The 22,457-nt window shown below is 66.1% G+C and carries 16 protein-coding genes; 6 read left to right on the forward strand and 10 right to left on the reverse strand.

Translation table 11 applies throughout. The features are described from left to right. Window positions 1-211 precede the first annotated feature (211 nt). Window positions 212-664 carry a guanyl-specific ribonuclease gene (locus ACZK2G_RS14710; RefSeq protein WP_295379248.1) on the forward strand — a complete coding sequence of 151 codons (453 nt, stop codon included), beginning with the start codon at window positions 212-214 and terminating at the stop codon, window positions 662-664. After that, window positions 661-1,074, forward strand: a complete 414-nt coding sequence (locus ACZK2G_RS14715; protein ID WP_006377729.1) for a barstar family protein — start codon at window positions 661-663, stop codon at window positions 1,072-1,074. The genes ACZK2G_RS14710 and ACZK2G_RS14715 overlap by 4 nt, the downstream gene beginning before the upstream one ends. A 106-nt stretch (window positions 1,075-1,180) precedes the next feature. Here the strand turns inward: ACZK2G_RS14715 and ACZK2G_RS14720 are convergent, their stop codons facing one another. Together ACZK2G_RS14720 and ACZK2G_RS14725 are read right to left on the reverse strand one after the other, a co-directional pair. Next, entirely contained in the window at window positions 1,181-2,947 is a 1,767-nt protein-coding gene (locus tag ACZK2G_RS14720) for a hypothetical protein (RefSeq protein WP_478473709.1), read from the reverse strand. Between the two features lie 10 nt (window positions 2,948-2,957). Continuing rightward, complete coding sequence (locus ACZK2G_RS14725; protein WP_006377738.1) at window positions 2,958-3,557, reverse strand: NfuA family Fe-S biogenesis protein; 600 nt, start codon at window positions 3,555-3,557, stop codon at window positions 2,958-2,960. A gap of 90 nt (window positions 3,558-3,647) precedes the next feature. Between ACZK2G_RS14725 and ACZK2G_RS14730 the strand changes: the two genes are divergently transcribed. The 3 genes from ACZK2G_RS14730 (at window position 3,648) to zupT (ending at window position 5,318) form a co-directional block, all read left to right on the forward strand. Beyond that, a complete protein-coding gene (locus ACZK2G_RS14730) occupies window positions 3,648-3,989 on the forward strand; it encodes a 4a-hydroxytetrahydrobiopterin dehydratase (protein WP_478473712.1) in 342 nt (113 codons plus the stop codon). Window positions 3,990-3,994: 5 nt separating this feature from the next. Beyond that, window positions 3,995-4,411 (forward strand): energy transducer TonB, encoded by a 417-nt coding sequence (locus ACZK2G_RS14735; RefSeq protein ID WP_046984361.1) that lies wholly within the window; start codon window positions 3,995-3,997, stop codon window positions 4,409-4,411. 97 nt (window positions 4,412-4,508) lie between these two features. Further along, window positions 4,509-5,318 (forward strand): zinc transporter ZupT, encoded by an 810-nt coding sequence (gene zupT, locus ACZK2G_RS14740; RefSeq protein ID WP_006456115.1) that lies wholly within the window; start codon window positions 4,509-4,511, stop codon window positions 5,316-5,318. Between the two features lie 126 nt (window positions 5,319-5,444). Here zupT and ACZK2G_RS14745 read toward each other — a convergent pair whose 3' ends face one another. Further along, a complete protein-coding gene (locus tag ACZK2G_RS14745) occupies window positions 5,445-6,419 on the reverse strand; it encodes an RluA family pseudouridine synthase (RefSeq protein WP_478473714.1) in 975 nt (324 codons plus the stop codon). Window positions 6,420-6,827: 408 nt separating this feature from the next. On the opposite strand from ACZK2G_RS14745, the gene ACZK2G_RS14750 reads away from it, so the two are divergent. Further along, window positions 6,828-10,181 (forward strand): Rne/Rng family ribonuclease, encoded by a 3,354-nt coding sequence (locus tag ACZK2G_RS14750; protein ID WP_478473715.1) that lies wholly within the window; start codon window positions 6,828-6,830, stop codon window positions 10,179-10,181. A 142-nt stretch (window positions 10,182-10,323) separates the two neighbouring features. On the opposite strand, the gene ACZK2G_RS14755 is transcribed toward ACZK2G_RS14750, so the two are convergent. From ACZK2G_RS14755 to ACZK2G_RS14785, 7 genes are all read right to left on the reverse strand, one after another. Next, on the reverse strand, window positions 10,324-11,220 hold the full coding sequence (locus tag ACZK2G_RS14755) for an endonuclease/exonuclease/phosphatase family protein (protein WP_478473717.1): 897 nt from the start codon (window positions 11,218-11,220) through the stop codon (window positions 10,324-10,326). 2 nt (window positions 11,221-11,222) lie between these two features. Continuing rightward, complete coding sequence (locus ACZK2G_RS14760) at window positions 11,223-14,390, reverse strand: discoidin domain-containing protein (RefSeq protein ID WP_478473719.1); 3,168 nt, start codon at window positions 14,388-14,390, stop codon at window positions 11,223-11,225. Beyond that, a complete protein-coding gene (locus ACZK2G_RS14765) occupies window positions 14,387-15,223 on the reverse strand; it encodes a carbohydrate ABC transporter permease (RefSeq protein WP_006378064.1) in 837 nt (278 codons plus the stop codon). Before ACZK2G_RS14765 ends, ACZK2G_RS14760 begins: the two co-directional genes overlap by 4 nt. Then, window positions 15,220-16,101 carry a carbohydrate ABC transporter permease gene (locus ACZK2G_RS14770; RefSeq protein ID WP_046984366.1) on the reverse strand — a complete coding sequence of 294 codons (882 nt, stop codon included), beginning with the start codon at window positions 16,099-16,101 and terminating at the stop codon, window positions 15,220-15,222. Before ACZK2G_RS14770 ends, ACZK2G_RS14765 begins: the two co-directional genes overlap by 4 nt. After that, the gene (locus ACZK2G_RS14775) at window positions 16,098-17,438 is read right to left on the reverse strand and encodes a sugar ABC transporter substrate-binding protein (protein WP_006378067.1); all 1,341 of its coding nucleotides are present in this window, start codon (window positions 17,436-17,438) and stop codon (window positions 16,098-16,100) included. Before ACZK2G_RS14775 ends, ACZK2G_RS14770 begins: the two co-directional genes overlap by 4 nt. 4 nt (window positions 17,439-17,442) lie before the next feature. Beyond that, window positions 17,443-19,047, reverse strand: coding sequence for a glucoamylase family protein (locus ACZK2G_RS14780; protein WP_046984367.1), 1,605 nt, complete (start codon window positions 19,045-19,047; stop codon window positions 17,443-17,445). A 251-nt stretch (window positions 19,048-19,298) separates the two neighbouring features. After that, on the reverse strand, window positions 19,299-22,385 hold the full coding sequence (locus ACZK2G_RS14785; RefSeq protein ID WP_136639501.1) for a TonB-dependent receptor: 3,087 nt from the start codon (window positions 22,383-22,385) through the stop codon (window positions 19,299-19,301). Between the last annotated feature and the right edge of the window lie 72 nt (window positions 22,386-22,457).

Consider the following 22,457-nt stretch of genomic DNA (forward strand, 5'->3'; position numbering starts at 1 on the left):
CCTGATTGCGAGGGCACCCGACGGTGTCGGGCGTTGCGCGGTGAATGATGGGGACAGACCGCCAGATTACCAAGGGGGATGTAAAGGAAATTGCGTCCTGCCAGTGAGCACGACGGCAATTGTTACGCAGCAGTGACGCGACGCCGTCCTCATGCACCGTGCAGCGCACAGGCGCTACAGTGCCTGCACCACCCTCGCCCGCCCCTGCCCCATGCGCAACCCCCGGCTGCTGATCACCGCCATCGCCCTGCTCGTGCTCGGCCTGGTCGTCAACCATTTCATGCAGCGGCCTCCGGCGCCGCAGTTCGCACCGGACCTGCAGAGCGCGCCCGCTGCACGCACAACGCCTGCGCGCAGCAGCAATGACAGCGGCCTGCCGGCCTTCCTGCCCGCCGAGGCACGCCAGACCATTGCCCTGATCCAGCGCGGCGGTCCGTTCCCGCATCGCCAGGACGGCAGCACCTTCGGCAACCGCGAACAGCAACTGCCGCAGCGCCCGCGCGGCTACTACCGCGAATACACCGTTGACACCCCCGGTGCGCGTACCCGCGGCACGCGCCGCATCGTCACCGGTGGCGATCCGCCGGAGGCGTGGTACTACACCGACGACCACTACGCATCGTTCCGCAGCTTCACCGTACCGGCCCCGGGAGCGCAGCAATGAGCCACGACGATTTCGGCCTCGGCCTGCACGACATCAACAATGCCGGCGTCTATGCCATCGACAGCGACGACATCAGCGCACTGGCCGCAGCGATGCGCGATGCCGGCCTGAAGGTGATACGCATCGACCTGGATGGCGTGGCCGACAAGCGCACCCTGCTTGCCCGTCTGGCTGCGCAGCTGGATTTCCCGGCGGGGTTCGGCGGCAACTGGGATGCGCTGTCGGACAATCTGCGCGACCTGCAGTGGCTGCCGGCCAACGGCTATGCGCTGTTCCTGGCCGATGTCGACGCATTCCGTGCGGCCACGCAGAAGGATTTCGATACCCTGCTGGACGTGATGGACGAAGCCAGCCGCGACTGGGTCGGCCGCGACGTACCGTTCTGGGTATTCCTGTCGCAGAGCGCGTGAGGTAGATGCCCTGGTAGATGCCGACCTTGGTCGGCGTTTCTGTGCCAACCAAGGTTGGCACCTACCAAAGCGCGAGCCGGCCAGCGTGCGGGGCGCGGCCCCCTGCCTAGCGGCTGCCGTTATCTTCCTGCAGTTCCTTTTTGAACGGGATGTCCGGCGGCGGTCGCGCCACGGCCGGCTGGTCCTGCATGTTCGGGTTGGTCAGCCCACAGCCGCCGCCCGCCTGCAGGATCGAGATCACGCAGGAAATCTTCGAGTTCGTACCCGGCAATGGAATCTCCATCGCCTTGATGCCCTTGCGCACCCATTCGGCCAACAGCGATTCCTGCGGCACCCAGTACTTGTCGAACGAGGTGGGTGTGTAGTCGTACGGTGGTCGCTTCAACCAGGTGCCCGATTGCGCAATGCGTTCCTTGCTCCAGCCATCGTTGGCGCCACCGGGCGCACCGCGCTCGGCACGACCCTCGCCTTCCTGGCCCGGCACGCGCACGCTGCCATCTGCATTGAACAGGCCACTGCCCTTGCCGGTGGTGCTGGCCTGGCGGGCGCCCTTGTCGGCGCCGTCATGGTTGCGGTTCGATGCGCCCCAGTCATCACCCTTGGCGGGCGTGGCCCAGTTGCCCGGATTGGGCGCCGGGCGCGCCCCTGCCTGAGCCGGGGTCGTGCTGGATGCAGCAGGCCGCGCAGTACTGCTGTTCGCCTGCGTCGCGCTGCCATTGGCTGCCGGCGCGGGCGTTGCCGCGGGTGCATTCCCACTGAAAGACGATGGGGCTGCCGCCGGTGCCGAGGCTACTTCGCGCTCGCGCACCTGTACGTCACGACCCGCCGGCGCATGCACCGCCGGTTCACGACCGGCGACGGTTGCCATCCGCACCTGCGGATCGACCACCGCCTGCACTTCACGCTCGCGCACCTGCACGTCCCGCTGCGGCACGCGCACCTGCACGTCGGCCGTGCGCAGCGGCTGCGGCACAACCGGCGCGTCGACCGTACCGACTTCGCGCTCCTGCACCTGGATCTCGCGCAACTGCGGCGATCGCACCGCAACCTCAGGCGCCTGCACCGTAGTGGGCGTCGGCGTTGCCTGCACCGGCTGCACGCTGCGCTCGCGTACCGAGGGCGTGGTATCGCGCGGCACGATGCTGACTTCGGTGCGCGGCACGCTGACCGGAGGCACCACGAAATCGGTGCTGGCCTGGGCTACTTCGGTAGCCTGCACCGGCGACGGCGGCGGCGCGGCAACCGGTGCGGGGTCGGCTTCGGCCGGCGGCGACGGCGCGCTGGCTGTCGGTGCTGGAGCCGGTGCGGGTGCGGGCGACGACGCGGCCGCAGGACGCGGCTCAGGTGCAGTCGCTGCCCCTGCTTCCTGGCCGACGGCAACCTGGCCGGCCGGTGCCGCCGCAGCCGCCTCGGCACCCGGCTGATCGCCCCCGCCTTCCTGTGTGGCGCGTCCGACGAATTCCACCTGCACACGCTCGCCTTCGGCACCGTCCTGCTCCGGCTCGGTGGTGCGGATCACGGCGACCCACAGCAACAGTACGAAGAACAGCAGGTGCAGCAGCGCACTGGCCAGTGCCGAGATCCAACGCATCCAGCGCTGGTCGCGCGGCGCCGCATCCCAGTCCTGCCAGAACAGGCGGCGCAGCGCCTGCCAGGGGGACAACGCAGGCAACCGCCCGGGCGGGCCAGGCAGCGGGCGCGGCAGCAGTACCGCAATCACTTCGCGGGCATGCAACGGCCGCGACAGCGGGCCCAGCGAGCGCAGCCACAGCGCCCAGCCGTACGGCAGGCGCGTGGTTTTTTCGAGGACGGCGCTTGGCTGCTGGCGGGCCAGCAGCAGGTCGATGAGTTGCTCGGCCCGGGTCAGAGGCACGCGTCAGCGATCAGGCGGCGTTGCCGCGAGGAATATACGGCGCGTGGCCACTGTCGTGGTCGGTCGCGTCACGCACAGCGGTCACGCCCGGCACGCGGCCCATCAGGGTCTTCTCGATACCCTGCTTGAGGGTCACATCGGCCATGCCACAGCCCTGGCAACCACCACCGAAGCGCAGCAGCACTACGCCTTCAGCCGAGACTTCCTGCACCGCCACCTTGCCGCCATGCGACGCCAGCTGCGGGTTGATTTCGTTTTCCACCACCCAGTGCACGCGCTCCACCAGCGAGGCGGCATCACCGGGCGCTTCGCCCTTGATGCGCGGTGCCTTGATGGTCAGCTGCTGGGCGCCCGCGGTACCGGCGACGATGTCGATCTCGGCACCGTCAAGCCAACCCACGCTGGCTGCATCGACGTAGAGGGTGAAGCCATCGCAGTCCACCGCCCACTCGTCACCAAGCAGGTCGCTCGGCTCGGCGAACTCCAGCCGGGCATCGGCGCGCGGGGTACCGGGATCGACCGCGCTCAGGCGCACGCCCATGCCGGGCGCGCCCTCGCGTTCGATCAGCTTGCGGAAATGGGTCTGGGCAGTGTCGGAGATCTGGATCATCAGGCTATTCTAGCCAAGTAAGCGTCAGCCGCTCATTCGGTTTATACACCGTCCGGCGCATTGTTCAGTCAACACGAGGTGGAGATTCCCATGGCCGACCTGATTCCGCTGGCCCAGGCCCGTTGCGTGCCGCGCAAAGGCAGCGACCACAAGCTCGGCGAAGCCCGCCTGGCCGAACTGTTGCCGCAGGTTCCCGGCTGGGAGCTGAGCGAGGGAGGCCAGGCGCTGCTGCGCACCTTCCGCTTCAAGAACTACTACGCCACCATGGCCTTCGTGAACGCGCTGGCCTGGATTGCCCACCACGAGGACCATCACCCGGACCTGGGCGTGCACTACGACCGCGCGGTCGTGCGCTTTTCCACCCACGACGTGGGCGGCCTGAGCGAAAACGACTTCATCTGCGCGGCCAAGACTTCGGCCCTGACGGAGTAACTGCCATGAACGTACGCCTGCTGAGCCTGTCCCTGATCGCTGCGACCGGCCTGGCCGGTTGTGGCGCGTCCGAACCGGCGGCCCCGCCACCGCCGCCGCCGACCGAAGTGGCTGCGGTTAAGACGCCGCCGCCGCAGTACCCGCTGGAACTGGCCTGCATGGGCGTGGGGGGTACCAGCACCTTCAAGGTGACCATCGGTACCGACGGCAAGCCCAGCGAGGTCGCCCTGCTGACCGGCGCCGGCAACCCGCAACTGGACGAGCTGGCCAAGACCGCCGTGCAGGGCTGGCAGTTCAACGCCGCCACCCGCAATGGCCAGCCGGTGCCCGCCACCATCCAGGTGCCGGTCAGCTTCAACCCGCCGCAGCCGAAGCCAGACCAGTGCTTCGCGATTGAAGAACGCCTGCGCCGCGGCGGCTGATCGCCCGCACCCGACGAGGCCAGCCGACGCCCGCCTCGCCCTTGCCGCCCCGGCCCTGTCCGGGGCGGTTGTCTGTTGACCAGGATCGCGTCGGTACATGCTGCAGATTCCCCCCGAAAATGTCTGGATCGCGCTGGCGGTCACCCTCGCGGCCGGCCTCGCCACCGCCATCGGCAGCCTGCTGGTGCTGTTCTCGCGCCGGCCCAATCCGCGCCTGCTGGCGTTCGGCCTGGCCTTCGCCGGTGGTGCGATGGTCTATGTGTCGCTGTCGGAGATCCTCAACAAGTCCATTGCCTCGTTTGCACTGGCCTATGGCGAGCGCACCGGCTTCACCTACGGCACCCTGGCCTTCCTGCTCGGCGTGATCGTGATCGTGCTGATCGATCACTTCATCCCCAACCCGCATGACAGCCTGGACAAGCAGGACCCGGCGTTCCGCGAGAACAGCCGCGAGTACCTTAAGCGGGTCGCCCTGCTGACCTCGATCGCGATCACCGCGCACAATTTCCCGGAAGGGCTGGCAACGTTCTTCGCGACGCTGGAGAGCCCGTCGGTGGGCATGCCGCTTGCCTTCGCCATTGCCATCCACAACATTCCCGAGGGCATCGCCATTGCGGTGCCGGTGTACTTCGCCACCCAGAACAAGTTCTACGCATTCAGCGCCAGCCTGCTGTCGGGCCTGGCCGAACCGGTGGGCGCGGCGCTTGGCTACTGGCTGCTGTCCGGATCACTGTCGCACGCCACCTTCGGCTGGGTGTTCGGGCTGATCGCCGGTGTGATGGTGTTCCTGGCGCTGGATGAGCTGCTGCCGGCGGCCAAGCGCTATGCCAAGGGCCACGAGACGGTGTATGGACTGGTGGCAGGCATGGGCACGCTGGCGATCAGCCTGGTGCTGTTCAAGTGGTGAGGGGTTTGCGGCCCACTCCGTAAAGTCGAGCTTGCTCGATGGGCTTTCCGCGCGCCCCTACCGAAGCGCAGTCGAGCATGGCTCGATTCCACAGGGGGAGACGCCGGGCATGGCCCGGCGCTACCTTCAGCGAAGCCGGTCCAGCGCCTCGACCAACTCATCAGCCAGCGGCGCGTTCAGCGCATACGGTGTCTTGCCCGCGTCCAGCGCGAACTCCAGCGACGCAGCGTGCAGGAACAGGCGTTTCAGCCCGATCTGCTCACGAAGCCGCTTGTTGACCGCAGGATCGCCGTATTTGTCGTCACCGGCCACCGGGTGCCCCAGATGCTGGGCATGCACGCGGATCTGGTGGGTGCGGCCGGTTTCGATGCGCACCTCGCAGTAGGAATGGCCGCCGCGGCGCTCAAGCACCCGGAAGTGGCTGATCGATTCCTTGCCGATCGCATTGACCTGCACATGGCGCTCGCCGCCCTGGCGCAGGCCCACGTGCAGAGGCGCGTCGACCGTCATCACACCGTCGGGCATGCGCCCGGCCAGCAGGGTCAGGTAGCGCTTGCGGATGCCGGCGCCATGGTCTTCACGCAGCAGCGCCTGCAGTTCGCTCAGCGCCGAGCGCTTCTTGGCCACGATCAGCAGGCCCGAGGTGTCGCGATCCAACCGGTGGACCAGCTCCAGGGTCTGGCCCGGGCGCAGGGCGCGCAGGGTCTCGATGGCGCCGAAGCTGATGCCGCTGCCACCGTGGCTGGCCACGCCGGTCGGCTTGTTCAGGGCCAGCAGGCGGGCATCCTCGAAGACGATGGCCTGCTCCAGGCGGCGCATGAACGCCTCCGGCGGGCCGGCCTTGTCTCCCTCTTCAGTGAGACGAACCGGCGGCACACGCACCTCGTCGCCCGCTTCCAGCTTCCGCTCGGCCTTGGCACGGCCGCCATTCACGCGCACCTGGCCGCTGCGCACCAGCTTGTAGACCAGGCTGCGCGGAGCGCCTTTCAGCTGGCCCAGCAGGAAATTGTCCAGGCGCTGGCCGGCGCGGTCGGCGGGAACGGTGATCATGCGCACGGAAGGCTTGTCGCCAGCGGGCTTGGTGGGGTCTTGGGCGGTCATCAGGCTGTTTATTCTGTTACACTCGGGGGGCGATATAAGGGATTGATTTCGTTGGAAGTTACTCAGGGCCAGAAGCCCAGCTTCCGACGAATCCGGCACAGTGCGCGACCACCGCCCGCGGGGCGGCCATGTTAGCGGCTCACCGGCCTTCCCGGCCATCGCCGGATGTCTGACACACAACCGTGCTGAACATGTCCCGCGTGGCGCTCCAGCCTGGCTGACAGCTGCCTGCGGCCTTGTAACACCCCAAAACCCATAAGAGTGAAGCGCTCCCGCGGCCTGCCGTGGTGTCGTAGCGCTGGAAACCCAAGCCGCCCTCCCCGCGCTTGCGCGAATGGGCGGCGAACCGTGTCCAGAGGCGAAACCCCATGGCGTTCCGCGCGGTAGCCGCTTGCGAGGAACGCAACAATGAAGCGAATGCTGATCAACGCCACGCAGGCTGAAGAGCTGCGTGTTGCCATCGTGGATGGCCAGTCGTTGTATGACATCGACATCGAACAGCCGTCGAAGGAACAGAAGAAGTCCAACATCTACAAGGGCCGGATCTTCCGCATCGAGCCCTCGCTGGAAGCGGCCTTCGTTGAGTACGGTGGCGGCCGCCATGGCTTCCTGCCGCTGAAGGAAATCTCCCGCGACTATTTCCAGGCCGGTGTCGACCACAACAAGGCCGGCATCCGCGAGCTGCTGAGGGAAGGCCAGGAAATCGTTGTCCAGGTCGACAAGGAAGAGCGCGGCAACAAGGGCGCTGCCCTGACCACGTTCATCTCGCTGGCCGGCCGCTACATGGTGCTGATGCCGAACTCGCCCAGCGCGGGCGGTGTCTCCCGTCGCATCGAAGGCGAGGACCGGGCCGCCCTGAAGGACGCCCTGGACAAGCTGAACATCCCCGACGACATGGGCGTGATCATCCGCACCGCCGGCGTCGGCCGCGATGCCGAAGAGCTGCAGTGGGATCTGGACTACCTGCTCAACGTCTGGCGCGCGATCGCCGAAGCGGCCCTGAGCAAGCCGGCCCCCTTCCTGATCTACCAGGAATCGCGCCTGATCGTGCGCGCCCTCCGTGACTACCTGCGCGCCGACATCGGCGAGATCCTGGTGGACACCGAGGAGATGTACGAGCACGCCAAGGAGTTCATGCAGCAGGTGATGCCGCAGACCCTGCGCAAGCTCAAGCATTACAAGGACGACATCCCGCTGTTCAACCGCTTCCAGATCGAATCGCAGATCGAGGGCGCCTACGAGCGCAACGTGCGCCTGCCGTCGGGTGGTTCGATCGTGGTCGACCAGACCGAAGCGCTGACCGCCGTCGACGTCAACTCCTCGCGCGCCACCAAGGGCAGCGACATCGAGGACACCGCGTTCCAGACCAACCTGGAAGCGGCTGAGGAAGTGGCCCGCCAGCTGCGCCTGCGTGACCTGGGTGGCCTGGTGGTCATCGATTTCATCGACATGGCCTCCAACAAGCACCAGCGTGAGGTCGAAAACCGCCTCGCCAACGCGCTGAAGTACGACCGTGCACGCGTGCAGGTCGGCCGCATCTCGCGCTTCGGCCTGCTGGAAATGAGCCGCCAGCGCCTGCGCCCGAGCCTGGGCGAGTCGAGCCAGATCGTCTGCCCGCGTTGCGACGGCCACGGCCGCATGCGCAGCGTCGAGTCGCTGTCGCTGTCGATCATCCGCGTCGCTGAAGAGCATGCGATGAAGGAGAACACCGGGCAGGTGCTGGTACAGGCCCCGGTGGAGATCGCCAATTACCTGCTGAACGAGAAGCGCAGCGCCCTGCGCGAGATCGAGCAGCGCCACGAGGCGCCGATCGTGATCGTCGCCGATGAGCAGCTGCACACCCCGCACTACGCCGTCACCCGCCTGCGCGACAACGAGCTGGGCGAGGAAAGTGGCAGGCCGAGTTACCAGCGCGGCACCCCGCGCAAGCTGCCGGTTCACGCGCTGACCAAGGGCCAGCTGAACATTCCGCCGCCGATGGTGACCCAGGTCAAGCACAACTCCCCCGCCCCGGTGCGTGAGGAAGTGGAGCCGGCTGCAGCCCCGGCTCCGGCACCAGTGGCCGCAGTCGCTCCGGCCGCAGCCGCCAGTGGTGGCGTCGTCGGCTGGCTGAAGCGCATCTTTGGCGGCGAGCCGGCACCGGCGCCCGCACCGGCTCCGGCCGCACGCCAGCCGCAACAGGACGGTGGCCGCCGTGACCGCAACAAGGATCGCAACAAGGACCGCAAGGACCGTCGCGATGACAGCCGCGGCAACGGCAATGCGCAGCAGCAGAAGGACGGCGGCAACCGCAAGGACCGCGGTGAGCAGCGCAAGGACGGCCGCCAGGGAGGCAACGGCGCCAATCCTGGCACTGGTAATGCCCAGCAGCCGCAGCAGGGCAAGCAGAAGGATCAGCAGAAGGACGGCCAGCAGCAGCCGCAGCAGAACAAGCAGCGCAACGAGCCGCAGGCCCAGAACCCGCAGCAGCAGCAGCCGAAGCTGAAGCAACCCCGGCAGCCGCGTCCGCAGCAGGACGGCGACAAGCCGGCCGAAAAGCCGCAGCGCAACGCCGCCGAAGCCGCTGCTGAAGTGGCAACCGCGGCCGCCGCGGTGACCGCGACGGCGGCCGTCGCCAGTACCGTGACCGCGCAGGAAGCCACTGCACCGGTTGCACCGGTTGCCACTGCCGCTCCGGTGGACGCTGCCCCGGTGGTCGACACCGCCATGGCCGCAGGCGCCGAGGCTGAAGCTGCTGTCGTGACCGGTGAAGAGGCTGCGGCCGAGGCCACGGGCGACCAGACTGGCGAGGGCGCGAGCCGTCGTCGTCGTGGCCGTCGTGGTGGCCGCCGCCGCCGCCGCGGTGGCGCCGAGAACGCCACCGGCAATGACGCCTTGGGCGACGATCAGGACGACGGTGACGAAGGCGATGACGCTGACGGCACCGAACCGAACGTCGGCAACACCGGCGAGGCCGCTCCGGCCGGCGTCAGCCAGCTGACCCGTTCGCAGCCGGAGTTCGATTTCGACGACGAGGCCGAACCGGCCGCCGTCGAAGCAGAGAAGCCGGCCCGCGCCGCCGCAGCTGTCGTGGCCGCGCCGGTCGCGGTGGTAAGCAGCGCCGTGGTCGAGGCCGCCGTTCCGGCCGTCGCCGAGACCGCAGACCCGGTTGAGACCATTGCCAAGTCCGAAACGGCATCCTCGCCGGTGCAGACCAGCATGCTCGACGCCATCGACGCAGCAACCCCGGCACAGCCGGTCGCCGTTGCCGCCCCGGTGGCAGAAGTAAAGCCGGTCGTGGAAGAGGTCGCTCCGGTGATCGAAGCGAAGCCGGTGGTGGTTGAAGCCGCTCCGGTGGTCGAGTCGAAGCCGGCGGTGGTTGAAGCCGCTCCGGTGGTCGAGTCGAAGCCGGCGGTGGTTGAAGCCGCTCCGGTGGTCGAGTCGAAGCCGGCGGTGGTTGAAGCCGCTCCGGTGGTCGAGTCGAAGCCGGCCATGGTTGAAGCCGCTCCGGTGGCTGAAGCGAAGCCGATCGTGGTTGAAGCTGCCGCGGCGGTTGAAGCGCCGCAGGTCGTCGAGACCGCGCCGATCGCTGAACAGCCGGTCGCTGCGGTAGTGGTGGAAGCCGCACCGGTGGAAGCCGCTGCACCGGTCGCCGAGGCGGTGGTGACGCCGTCGATCGACCCGGTCGCCGATGGCCACACCGACGCTGCCGCCCAGGCTGCTGAAGCCAAGACCGACGAAGAAGACGAAGAAGCCGCCAAGCGCACGCCGCCGGCGAACTGATCGATCTTTGATCGCGTGAAAACCAAACGGCGGGGATCGATGATCCCCGTCGTTTTTGTTTGTGCGTTGGGTAGAGGCCGACCCTGGTCGGCGCTGTTGGTTCGTGCCAACCAAGGTTGGCACCTACCGAAGCGTGTCTGCGTCAGGGTTTCGGCGCGAACTGCAGGCGGGTCCACACGCCGTAGTGGTCCGAGGCCCAGCGGCCGCTGTCGTCGGGCTGATCGAACAGAATCCTCGCCTCGCGCGCCACCATTTCATCCTGCTGAAAGAAGATGTGATCGATCCGCGATGGCGCCTGGTAATAGTGGCGGTTGAGCGTACTGACCCCGGCCAGGTCGGTGTTGACATGCACGCTGCCGTAGCTGTCGCCGTAGTGGCTGCGCAGTTCGCTCAGATCGCCGGCATCCACCAGCGCGTTGAAATCGCCTGCGATCACCACCGGTGCCGCAGCGGAAGTGGCCGTGATGAAGCGCAGCAGATCCTCCACCTGGGTGCGACGGACGCGTTGGCCGCTTTCATCGCTGCGCTCATTGAGATGGGTGGCATAGACGTTCACCGGTCTGCCATCGACGTCGATGCGCAGATGGGCGACGGTGCGGTAGTCATCCAGTGGCAGCAGCAGGTGATCGTTCCGGGCCAGCACCGGGCGCCGGGTCAGCAGCGCATTGCCATAGCGCTTCGGGGCCCCGACCGGATCGGTGGAAACGAACAGATACGTGTAGCCGAGCTGGCTGGCCAGCCACTGCGCCTGGTTGCGCAGGGTGCGGCGCTGGATCACCTCCTGCAGGGCAATCGCATCGGGCTGCAGGCGCTTGAGTTCGGCAACGATGCTGCGCCGGCGGCTCGGCCAGTCCTCGCGATCATGATGCAGATTGAAGGTGACCATGCTCATGCCCGACGCATGGGCGGTATCGGCCGGCAACGTCGTTGCCGGCGTTGCCGGCGTTGCCGCCGCCATCGTGAAGCCTGGCAGTGCCAACGCGACGGCCAGCCCAAGGGCACGCACGACCGTGCGCGCCCTCGCCCCCTGTTGTTTCATCGTTACTGCCCCTTGCGTTCGGCGCGGCGCACCGCGCTTGGCACTTCAATCTCGACCCGCGCAGGCAACTGGTGCACGTGCAGTTCCTTGTTGACCCACTCGGCCGTTTCGCCGTTGATGGTCGCCTCGCCCGGATCACCCGCGTATGGCCATGGCAGCACCACGCCACCGACCGGCGGTACCAGGCCCGGCTGCACGTCCAGCACCAGCTGCTTTTCGCTGCGCTGCAGGCGATAGTTGAGCTGGCCCTGCGGTGTGCGCAGGCCCTGCACGGCAATGCCCTCGCCCTGCAGCCACGCGCTCGGCACGCCCGCGGCCAGCACCAGCGCGTCGTCCATGTCGCGGTGGTAAGCAAACATGTCCAGCGCCGAGCGCACGAAGTCCGAGGCCACCCAGGCATGCGGCAGGTCGCCGACGAAGAACGGCTTGCGCGGCGTACGCGAGACCACTTCGGCCCACTGGTTCCAGGCCTGCGGCGCGCGATCCTTGAAGAAGAACTCGGTGGCCTGCCAGGCACGGTCGCGCCAGCCCAGGCGTACGAACGCGGCCACGTTGCGCCATTCGTAAGGCGTGTAGTCCTTCCACTCGCGCTTGCCGTCACGGCGGGCGACGAACTCCTCCCAGTAGCGCTCGAAGGTCGCCTCCAGCGCCTGCTGTGGCAGCCGGTCCTGCTCGCCGCCCGGGGCCAGTGCGATGGTGGTCGAGGTCGCGTCGAAGTCGCCCAGCTCGACCGAGCCCGGGAGATAGTCGATGTTGTGCTGCTGCATCGCCGACAGCAGCGACGCCTGCAGGTCGTCGCGGAACTGGTCGCGCGATTCGGCAATCTGCATCGCTTCAACCTTGCCCAGCTGGGTGGCCAGCTGCGCCGCATCCTTGTAGCCACGCAGCGCCCAGAAGTTGTCCCAGTACGAGTGCATCGGCTTGGCCGAGTAACCCTCATGGCTGATCGACGCCGGCATCATCCCGTAGAAGGCCGGATTGCGCGCACGGTTCTCGTCGGTGCGCTCACTGGCGCGCAGCTGCTCCATGTAGGTGTAGGCGCCCTGTACGTGCGGCCACATCAGTTCCACGAAAGTGCTGTCGCCGGTGTAGCGGCCGTACTCGGCGATGCTGTAGATCAACTCGCCGTGGCTGTCGTTTTCCGGCACCGGGTCGCTGCCGCGCGCGTCGACGCAGCACGGCACCTTGCCATTCTCGAACTGGTAGGGCGCGTACCAGTTGATGTAGTCGCGCACGGCATCGCTGCGACCCATGCGCAGCAGGCCTTCGGAAATCATCGCGCCGTCTCGGATCCAGCTGCGTGCATATGACCGCGTGCCCGGCTGCAGGCGCGGGCCAACACGAGAGATCAGCATGTGCGCGACCGCGGTGCGGAGGGTGTCGACCAGCGCTTGGCCGGCAGCCGGCACCTGTAGCGACACCACGCCCAGTTTCTGCCGCCACTGTTCAGCCACCTGGGCCTGGGCCTTGGCCACGTCCAGTGCCTGCGGCGCCCAACCTCCGGTCTGCGGCAGTACCACCGCCACTTCGCGGCTCTGGCCGGGCTCCAGCCTGATCGTATACATCAGCGCGCCCGACGCCATGCCGGTGCTGTCCTTCACCGTCGTGGTGGCCGGATACTTTCCCTCCGCCAGATGCATCACATCCAGCTTGCCGTCGAAGGTGCTGGCGAAGCGTGCGTCCGGCACCTGCAGCGGATAGATGCGCGGCTCGCCATTGATCCGCACCAGCTGCTCGCCGACATCCAGCGCATCGATGCGGCTGAAGCCACCGACGGTGTTGAGGAACTGTGTCGGCGGGTTGACCTGCCAGGGGCGGATCGCCAGCGCCAGGGTGTACTCGTGCGCGACCTTGTCCGGGTTGCTGAGACGATAGCGACCGATCAGCTGCGCGCGCTCGGGAGTGCCCTGCACGAAGCTGGTTACCGCCAGGCCGGCCTTCTCATGTACCCAATCGACGTTGGCGATCGGCAGGTAGTGGTCCTGCAGCGATTGGGTGATGGCGACCTTGGACCAGTCCAGCAGCTTGCCATCGAGGCGGATGAACGGCTCGATGCTGAAGCTGCCCTTGGCCGGCTCCAGTGCGCCGTCCTCGCTGATCAGCGCCTGCTCCTGGCCGCCATCGAGGCCCAGCAGGGTCCAGTACGGCTGCTCGCCCACGTAGGCACGCGGCAGCGACCCGCGCGGCAGGTCGGCGGCCACCGAAGACAGGAATGCGTTCGGGGTCGCGGCGAAGGCCAACGGCTTGAGCGCGATGTCACGGATGCCGTAGCGCCAGTTCGGGCCATCCTGCAGGTCGAAGCGCACGTAGCGTGCATCGGTATCCGGCAGCGCCAGCCAATCACGGCCACCGGCACCACTGGTCACCTCACGCACGGTGCGCCAGTCACGGCCATCCTCGGAGGTGCGCACGGTGTAGCGGCGGGCCTCCAGGTTCGGCAACCAGTCGATCACCGCGCCACCGATCTCGCGGCTCTTGTGCAGGTCCAGGCTGATGGTCTGCTGCTTGACCCCGCCACTGATCCAGAAGGTATCGCTCCTGCCATCGATCATGCGGTCCTGCAGCGCCATCGCGGTATCTGCGATCACCGACGGCACCAGCGCCGAATCATCCTGCGGTGGCAGGCCCTGCAGGGTCAGCTTGTCGAAGCACACCGTGCCGCGCCCACCGACCTTGCTGTAGAGGGTGAACTCCACCGCCGCGCTGCGCGACATCTCCTTCTCGGGCGACGGCCCCCAGGCCTTGTCGATCTGGCGGCGGCGATACTCGACCGGTGTCCATGTCTTGGGGAAGGCGTAGCCAGGACGGTTGACCCACCAGACGTTATCGCCGCTGGCGTCGATCAGCTTGAACTGCAGGTCGTTGCCCGGCGAGTCACCGCGCAGCTGGAAGCCAAAACGATAGTTGACCGGGTATTCGATGTTCAGCGCGCGACGGATGCCGACGTAGCCGGAGACGTTGTGGAAGTCGTAATCCAGGCACAGCGCGCGGCCGCCGCCGGCACCGCTGACCGGCCGCAGCGAACCGCTGACCTGGTCGGACAGCACCAGCTTCCAGGCACTGATGTCGTCGAAGTCGTCCAGCACCTTCGGCGCCGGCAGCGCCGGAGGTGCGGCGATCGCCAGGGAGGTCCACAACAGGCCCAGTCCAACGGCGATCGCTCGCTTCATCCTTTGACGCTCCCCAGCAACAGACCTTGGATGTAGTACCGCTGCAGCACCAGGAACAGCGCCAGCACCGGAACCACGGTGACCACCGCGCCGGCCATCATCATTTCCACGTCCATGATGTGCTCGCGCGAGAGGGTGGCCAGCGCCACCGGCAAAGTGTAGTGCTCCTGGTCAGTCAGCACGATCAACGGCCACATGAAATCGTTCCATGCGCCCATGAAGGTGAAGATGGCCAGGGTCACCAGCACCGGCTTGAGCATCGGCAGCACGATCTGGAAGAAGATGCGCAACTCCCCTGCCCCATCGATGCGCGCTGCTTCCAGCAGTTCGTCGGGGATCGAACGCGCGTACTGGCGGACCAGGAAGATGCCGAACACGCTGGCCAGCGCCGGCACGATCACGCCGCCGAAGCTGTTGACCAGGCCGAGCTGCTTCATCAGCAGGAACAGCGGCAGCATCGCCACCTGTGCCGGGATCACCAGTGCGGCCATCAACACCTGGAACAGGCGTTCGCGGCCGACGAAGTTCAGCTTGGCGAACGCATAGCCGGCCATGGTGTTGAGCAGCAGCGAGCCGAGGGTGATGCCCACCGACACCAGCAGGCTATTGGCGAAGTTGCCACCCATGCCGGTGCGCGCGAACAACTCATGGTAGTTGCGCGTGGTGATGCTGGACGGCAGCAACGGCGGCGGGAAGTGGGTCGCCTCGCCCTGCGGCATGAACGAGACCGAGAGCATCCACAGCAGCGGTGCCAGGCTGACCAGGGCCAGCACAAGCAACGCACCATTGATCAACCACGGATACCAGCGCGACTGGCCGATTTCACGACTCATACCAACTGCCTCTTGCGGCCGAAACGCAGCATCACGGTGGTCACCGCCAGGATGATCAGGAACAGCAGGAACGCCACTGCGGAGGCGCGTCCCAGGTTCCACCACTTGAAGCCTTCCTCGAACATGAAATACAGCACGCTGACGGTGCTCTGCAGTGGGTCGCCGCGGGTCATCACGTAGGGCTCTGCGAACAGCTGGAAGTAGCCGGACACGGTGATCACGCCGACCACCAGCAGCACCGGGCCGAGCATCGGCAGGGTGATGTGCAGGAACTGCTTCCAGCGCGAGGCACCGTCGATGCGGGCGGCCTCGTACAGGTCATGCGGGATCGCCTGCAGGCCCGCCAGGAAGATCACCATGTTGTAGCCGAAGTTCTTCCACACCGCGAACAGCATGATGGTCGGCATCGCCCAGTTGGGATCGCCCAGCCAGTCGATCGGACTGATGCCCAGATGCCCCAGACCGTAGTTCACCAGACCGTAGCTGGTATGGAACAGGTAGCGCCAGATCACCGCCACCGCCACCAGCGTGGTCACCACCGGCGCGAACAGCGCGGTACGGAACAACGCCTTGAAGCGCGCGGCCGGTGCATTCAGCAGCATCGCCGCGCCCAGCGACACGCCGATCGACAACGGCACGCCGATCAGCACGAAGTAGGTCGTGTTCCACAGCGACTTCCAGAACATCGGCGTCTGCAGCAAGTCGACATAGTTGCCCAGGCCGACGAAGCGCAGGTTGCTGCTGTCAGCCAGGGCATACAGGTCGAAGTCGGTCACGCTCAGCGCCAGCGCCGAGGCGACCGGCAGTCCGAAGAACATGCCCAGCACGATCAGCGAGGGACCGGCAAAGATCCAGCCGGCAAGTGAAGTACGTTTCATTGCGCGCTCCCGGCGGCCACGGCACTGCTCGATTGCGGCGACGGCACGCGCTGCTGCAGGCGTTGTTGTTCATGCATCCAGCGGCGCTTGGCCAGCACCTTGTCCACGCGCTGGTCCAGTTCTTCCACGGCCTTGTCCTGCGGCAGGCCGCCGCGCACCACCTTCTCGGTGACGATGCGCATTTCCTGCACGATGCGCTCCCATTCAAGCACCTTCGGCGTCGGCTTGACCCGTTCCAACTGGTCACGGAACGCAGCAGCCAGCGGATCGTTGGCCAGCGAAGGCGCGTTCCAGGTGCTGCGGCGTGGCGGCAGGTCGCCGATGATCGAATGGAAGCGCGCCTGGATTTCCGGCCGCGACAGGAACTCGATCAGCTTCCACGACGCTTCCTTCTGCTGCGACTTGCGGAAGATCACCAGGCTTGTGCCACCGGCAATACCGGCGCCCGGGCCATCCGGGCCCGGCAGCGCGGCGGTACCCCACTGCCCTTCCAGTTCCTTCGGCTGCAGCTTCTTGAACTCGCGGATGTTCCAGGGGCCGGAAATGTAGAACACGTTGAAGCCACGGAAGAACTCGTCCCAGACGTTGGAGATCTGCGTCTCGGACATCTTCGGCGCCCAGCCCTGCTCGAACATGTTGGCGTAGAAGGCCAGCGTGCGACGGAAACCGGGGCTGGCGAAGTTGCCGCGGGTGTCATCGTCGCGCAGCAGCGGATCAGGCTGCTGCAGCGCCAGCGACAGCTGCTGCTCGAACTCGTTGATCGGCATCAGCACCGCATAGCGGCTCGGGCCCTGCATTCGCTTGATTGCCGCCATCTGCTCGTCCCACTCCTGCCACGTGCGCGGCGGGTGGTCATAGCCGGCTTTGGCCAGCAGGTCCTTGCGGTAGTAGATCAGGCGCGTATCGACGTACCACGGCACGCCGACCAGTTCACCGTGGATCACGTTGGTATCCCAGATGCCCTGGAAATAGTCCTTCGGGTCGACCACGGCCGAACGCTGCACGAACGGCTGCAGCGGCGTCAGCGCGTCGAGTTCGGCGAACTCCGGCACCCAGGTGTTGCCGAGCTGGCACACGTCCGGCAGGCCGTCGGCGGCGAACGCGGTCAGCAGCTTCTCGTGCGCGGCCGTCCACGGGATGTTCTGCACATCCACCTTGATACCGGGGTTCTCGGCCTCGAATTCGTGGATCAATTCGCTGACCACCTCGGCTTCGCGCCCCATCGCCCAGAAGCGCACGGTGGTGGTGCCCGGCTCGGTGCGGGCGCAGCCGGCCACGGCCAATGCGGCCAGGGCAGGCAGCGCCCAGCGGCGCAGGCGGTCGATCCAGTTCGGCATCAGGTTACTTGCCCTGGCCTGTGGTGCGGTTGGCATTGTTCTTCTGTTCCTGCGCGGCAGCCGCGCGTGATTCGGCGATACCCACCGCGCGTGCCGCCGCGGCCTTTTCGTCTTTCTGCAGTTCCAGCGGCTGGAAGGAGCCTTCCGGCGCCAGCCAGCCACCGTTGAACCCGGCCCGCTCCAGGCCCTTGCGGATGTACGGGTTCTTCTTCATCACTTCCCAGACAAAGTCATCGCGGTAGTTGGCGATCATGGTCAGGATCGGGCCCTGGTCGATGGCGATGTAGTCGCTGGCGACCCAGCCCCGATCCGGCACCAGGCGACCGGTCTTGATCGGGATGTCGTAGTTGAAGCTGGGGTTGAACGAATCCAGGAAGCCGTAGCTGGAATAGATGTAGTCGCCAAAGCGCTTGTGCATCTCCAGCGTGGCCGGGATCACCTGCTCGGGGGCGAACACCACCGACGCGATCGCAGCGGTGGGAGCGATGGTGCCGTCATCGAAGTTCTCGCGCAGGCCAGCGCCGCGCGAGGAGTAATGGCGGAACTGGCGCTGCTCGCCGCGATAGTCCTGGGTGGTGTTCTGCGGTCCGTCGCTGGCAGTCAGGCCCCACACGTTCTCGCCGTACTCCTTCCACTGCATGGGGTTGGCGATGGCGTATTCGCGTTGGGCCAGCGCGGCCGAGCGGCTGTTGAGGAAATAAGTGCTGCCGCGCTCGCGCATGTACGCGTCCTGGATGTCGCGGAAGTCGATCCAGACGTGGCTGTACTGGTGGCCGAACAACGGGCCGAATGACAGGTATTCCTGCCCCTGGTACACGCCCCAGTCGTTGTCATAGGTACGCGTCCACACGGTCCACGCATCCGGGCTGACCGGATGCGTCGGCGAGCCCAGGGCGAGGATGTAGACCATCATCGCCTCGTTGTAGCCCATCCAGTCGTGGTCGATGAAGCCGCTCTCCGGGAACCAGCCCATCGAGATCAGCGGTGCACGCTGCTGCAGCCACGGCCAGTCGACCTTCTTGTACAGCGTGTCGGCGATCTGGCGGATCTCCTTCTCGCGCGGATCGTCGCCGTCGTAGTACGACTGCGCGAACAACACGCCCATCATCAGCAGTGCGGTATCCACCGAGGACAGTTCGACCCAGCTGTCGTAGCGGCGGCCTTCCTGCATGTCCAGGAAGTGGTAGTAGAAGCCCTTGTAGCCGGCCTTGCCGGTGCGCTGCGGGCCCATCGGCACGTCGCGGAAGAACTTCAGGGTGGTCAGCGTGCGGTCGATGGCCTGGTTGCGGCTGACCCAACCGTTCTCGATGCCGATCGGATAGGCAGTCAGCGCGAAGCCAACCGAGGCGATGCTGGCAAACGGCCTCGACGGGTAACGGTCCGGGGTCAGGCCGTTGATTTCGTTGGTGGTGTCCCAGAAGAACTGGAAGGTACGGCGTTCGATGTCATCGAAAAGCGGCGGCAGCACCGGCTTCATCGGCCGCGGTGGCGCGTCGGCCTCGATCAGGATCACCTGCGGCTGAGGCTTGGCAGGCTCCTGCTGGGCCGGCTGGCAGGCAGCAACGACCAGGCTCAACGCTGCGGCGGACAACAGATGGCGTGCCAGCATGGCGCGATTTCTCCGGTGGTCTGATCGATGGGAAAGCATACCGTCCAATGATCTGAAATCGTTTACAAGATGCGTTCTTAAAAAACCACGAAAAACGTGGTTTGACACCGCGATCATTGCCCACGCCGCTGCCCCCTGGCCGGCAGCGGCGTGGGCAATGGACCGGCACCGGGCCGGCCATTGCCGTTTTTTCATCCTGCCGATGCCGCCGGCGGACCGGCGGCATCGGGTATTGCTTCAGGCGGATCGGCTTAGAAGCGGAAGCCCACTTCCGCCTTGACCTGGCGCGGGGTACCGATGACGTCGCCGGTCTCGTTGTAGCTCACCAGCAGCTTGCCGTCCTGCTTGACGTAGTTCAGGTTCGAGAAGTTGTCGAAGTTGAGCACGTTGATGATGTCGATACGCGCGTACAGCTCGGTATCGCCAGCCAGCTTGAAGGTCTTGGTCGCCTGCAGATCCAGCGAGCGGTAGCCGAAGATCTTGCCACCGAGCAGGAAGCGGCCATTGCCACCCGGCGTACCGGCGGCCGGAGTCGGCAGGCAGTTGGCGGTGCCCGCCTGGGCGATGCAGGACCAGTCGTTGCCCGGCGTCGGCGTGGCCAGGGTCAGCTTGCCACCGAAGGTGATGCCCCAGAAGCCATCATACGAACCGGTCACCACCAGGCGGTGACGCGGCGCGCCGTTGGACTTGATGGTCGGGTATTCACCAATGGTGCCGCGATCGAACGAGTAATGCTCGTTGATGTTGCGGTTGTGACGCGCGTTGGTCCAGGTGTAGGCGATCGAAGTGCCCCAGCCGCTTTCCTTGCTGTACGGCTTCTGCGCCGACAGCAGGACCTGGGTCGATCGGGTCTTGATGCCCTGCTGGCCGATGATCAGGCTGCCGAAGCCCGGAATGTTGCAGTTCCACGGCTGGCCATAGGTCGGCTCCTTGGCACCACACAGCATCTGGTTGTCAAAGAAGTTGCCGTTGTTGAAGCGGTTGCCCAGGGTGAAGGCAAAGCCGTCATAGGTCAGCGTGCGGGAAATCGTGGCATCGGTCAGCCACTCGCCGAACTGGTTGCTCATGCCCAGGCTGAACTGGTCGGCGTACGGCACCTTCATGTTGTTGTTCAGCAGATCGACCTCCATGCCTTCATTGCTGGTGGCCCCCAGCAGTGCCTGCACGTTCTCGATGCCGTTCAGCAGGTTCGGGTTCCAGTCAAAGCACGGCGTCTGGCCATACATGCAGTTGCCGGTGGCCGGGTTGCGGAAATACACGGTCGGCTGCGGCAGCGCCAGCTTGGTGGTTTCCAGTGCCAGGTTGTCGAACAGGTCGCGGTCATAGGAACGGCCGGCGCCACCATGGAACACGTGTCGTTCGTCGGCATTGACGTCATACGAGAAGCCCAGGCGCGGCTGCCAGGCATTCTTGAAATTCTTGCGGTTGTGGCCGGTGCTGATGTAGTCGTTGACGTTCAATCCGCTGAGCGCCAGCGTCTGCGCGTAGGTCTGGGACACGCCCACCGGCGCGTTCGGATCCTGCGAGAACAGCGCTTTCACGACTTCCGGCGGGGTCACGAAATCGGTATAGACCGGATTCTTTTCGTAATCCCAGCGCAGGCCGATGTTCAGCTGCAGGTGATCGTTGACCTGCCAGTCATCCTGGATGAACAGACCAATCTGCTTGACCTTGGCGCGCACTTCAGACTGCACGCCGGTGACACCGGTGCTGGCCTTGGTGAACTGGGCCTTGTACGGCGTGCCCGACGGGAACGCCGGGTTGTCGATGGTGTAAGAGAACTGCGGATTGATCTGCGCCGCGTCGGAGGCGTACAGGTCGATCTGTTTGTACTTGGCCCCCATCTTGATGGTGTGGTCGCCGGCCCACTGCAGGCCATCGAGGGTCAGGTTGTCCTCGATCGCCCAGCCCTTCTGGCCCTTCACCTGCGAGGCGAAGGCATCGGCTGCGCCGACCTGGACAAGGGTCTTCTCCTGCGGACGGTTGGCGTCCGAGTCACCGAAATCCGGTGCGGTGTAGATGATGCCGTTGCCAAAGCTCAGCGGCAGCGGGTTGTTGAAGGCCTCTTCATGGGTGACCATCAGCTCGTTGTAGAAGCGCTCACCGCTGTGGTTCCAGCGCAGGGCGTAACGGCGGTCGGTGTTGTCAACGACCTTGCCGTGAACCTTTGCGGTCTGACCACTGAACTGCTGCTGGGTCTCGTCGCGGTCCTGGAAAGTCAGTTCGATGCGATCGTTGTCGGTCGGCTCGAAGTCGATCTTGGCGAAGATCAGGTCCTGCTGGAACGGCTGGCTGGCCGGGCCGAGGCCAGCGGCGCCGTCAGCCGGCAGCTTGGCGGCAGCGGGCGTCACTGCGCCGTCCGGTGCAATGGTCACCGGCAGGTCGAAGCGCTTGGCTTCATAGGTGACGAAGAAGTGGGCCTTGTCCTGGATGATCGGGCCACCCAAGGCGAAGCCATATTCCTTCTCGGCCGATTCTTCCTTGCTCTTGCCCGGCTGGCGTTCGGCCGGGGTCATCGCGCGCATGCTGTCGTTGGTGTAACGGTAGAAGGTTTCACCCTTGAACTCGTTGGTACCGGACTTGGTGGCGGCGGTGATCGCTGCACTGGACACCTGGCCGTACTCGGCCTTGTAGTTGCCGGTGATGACCTTGTATTCACCGATGGCCAGCTGCGGGAACGGATTGCCTGCGCTTCCGGACTGGCCGGAGATGCCGCCGCCCTTGACGTAGCTCTTCTGGCCCACGCCATCGATGTAGACGTTGGTGCCATCGGAATTGGTGGCGCCGCCGCGCAGCGAGGTGTTGCCCTTGGCATCGCGGGTGAAGATCATGCCCGGCACCGCGTCGGCGAACTCCAGGAAGTTGCGCGACACCTGCGGGGTGGTCTGGATCTGCTGCAGGCTGACAGTCTTGCCGACTTCAGAGGTGCGCACTTCCTGCAGCAGGGTCGGCGCAACAACGTTGACGGTGTCCAGGTTGGTGGCCGCGGTCGCGCCGGGGGTGCTGCTGGCGGCGTCGGCAAAGTTCAGGGTGGCGGTCGAGGCCACGGTGACGGTGACCTTCTGGGTCTGGCCGTTAGCGACCACGTTGTAGGTGCCCGGATCCAGGCCCATCAGCGAGTAGCTGCCATCGGCGCGGATGGTGCCGCGGCGGACGGTGCCGGTGGCCACGTTGGTGGCGGTGACTTCGGTGCCTGCCTGGGCGCCGGCAACCTGGCCGCGCAGGCTGGCGTTGGCCGACTGCGCCATGACGTTCGGAGCGGCGGCCAGCATCAGGCAACTGACCAGTGCGGTGCTCAGCAGCCGGCGTGCCGGCGTGCGGAAGGTGGTGTGCATCATCAACTCAATCTCCGGGTGGCGGTGACCGCTTGCGCGGTCCCTGCGATCAATCAAAAAAGAAGGAACGCCTCT

The sequence above is a fragment of the Stenotrophomonas sp. 107298_Sma genome (genome assembly GCF_056480345.1).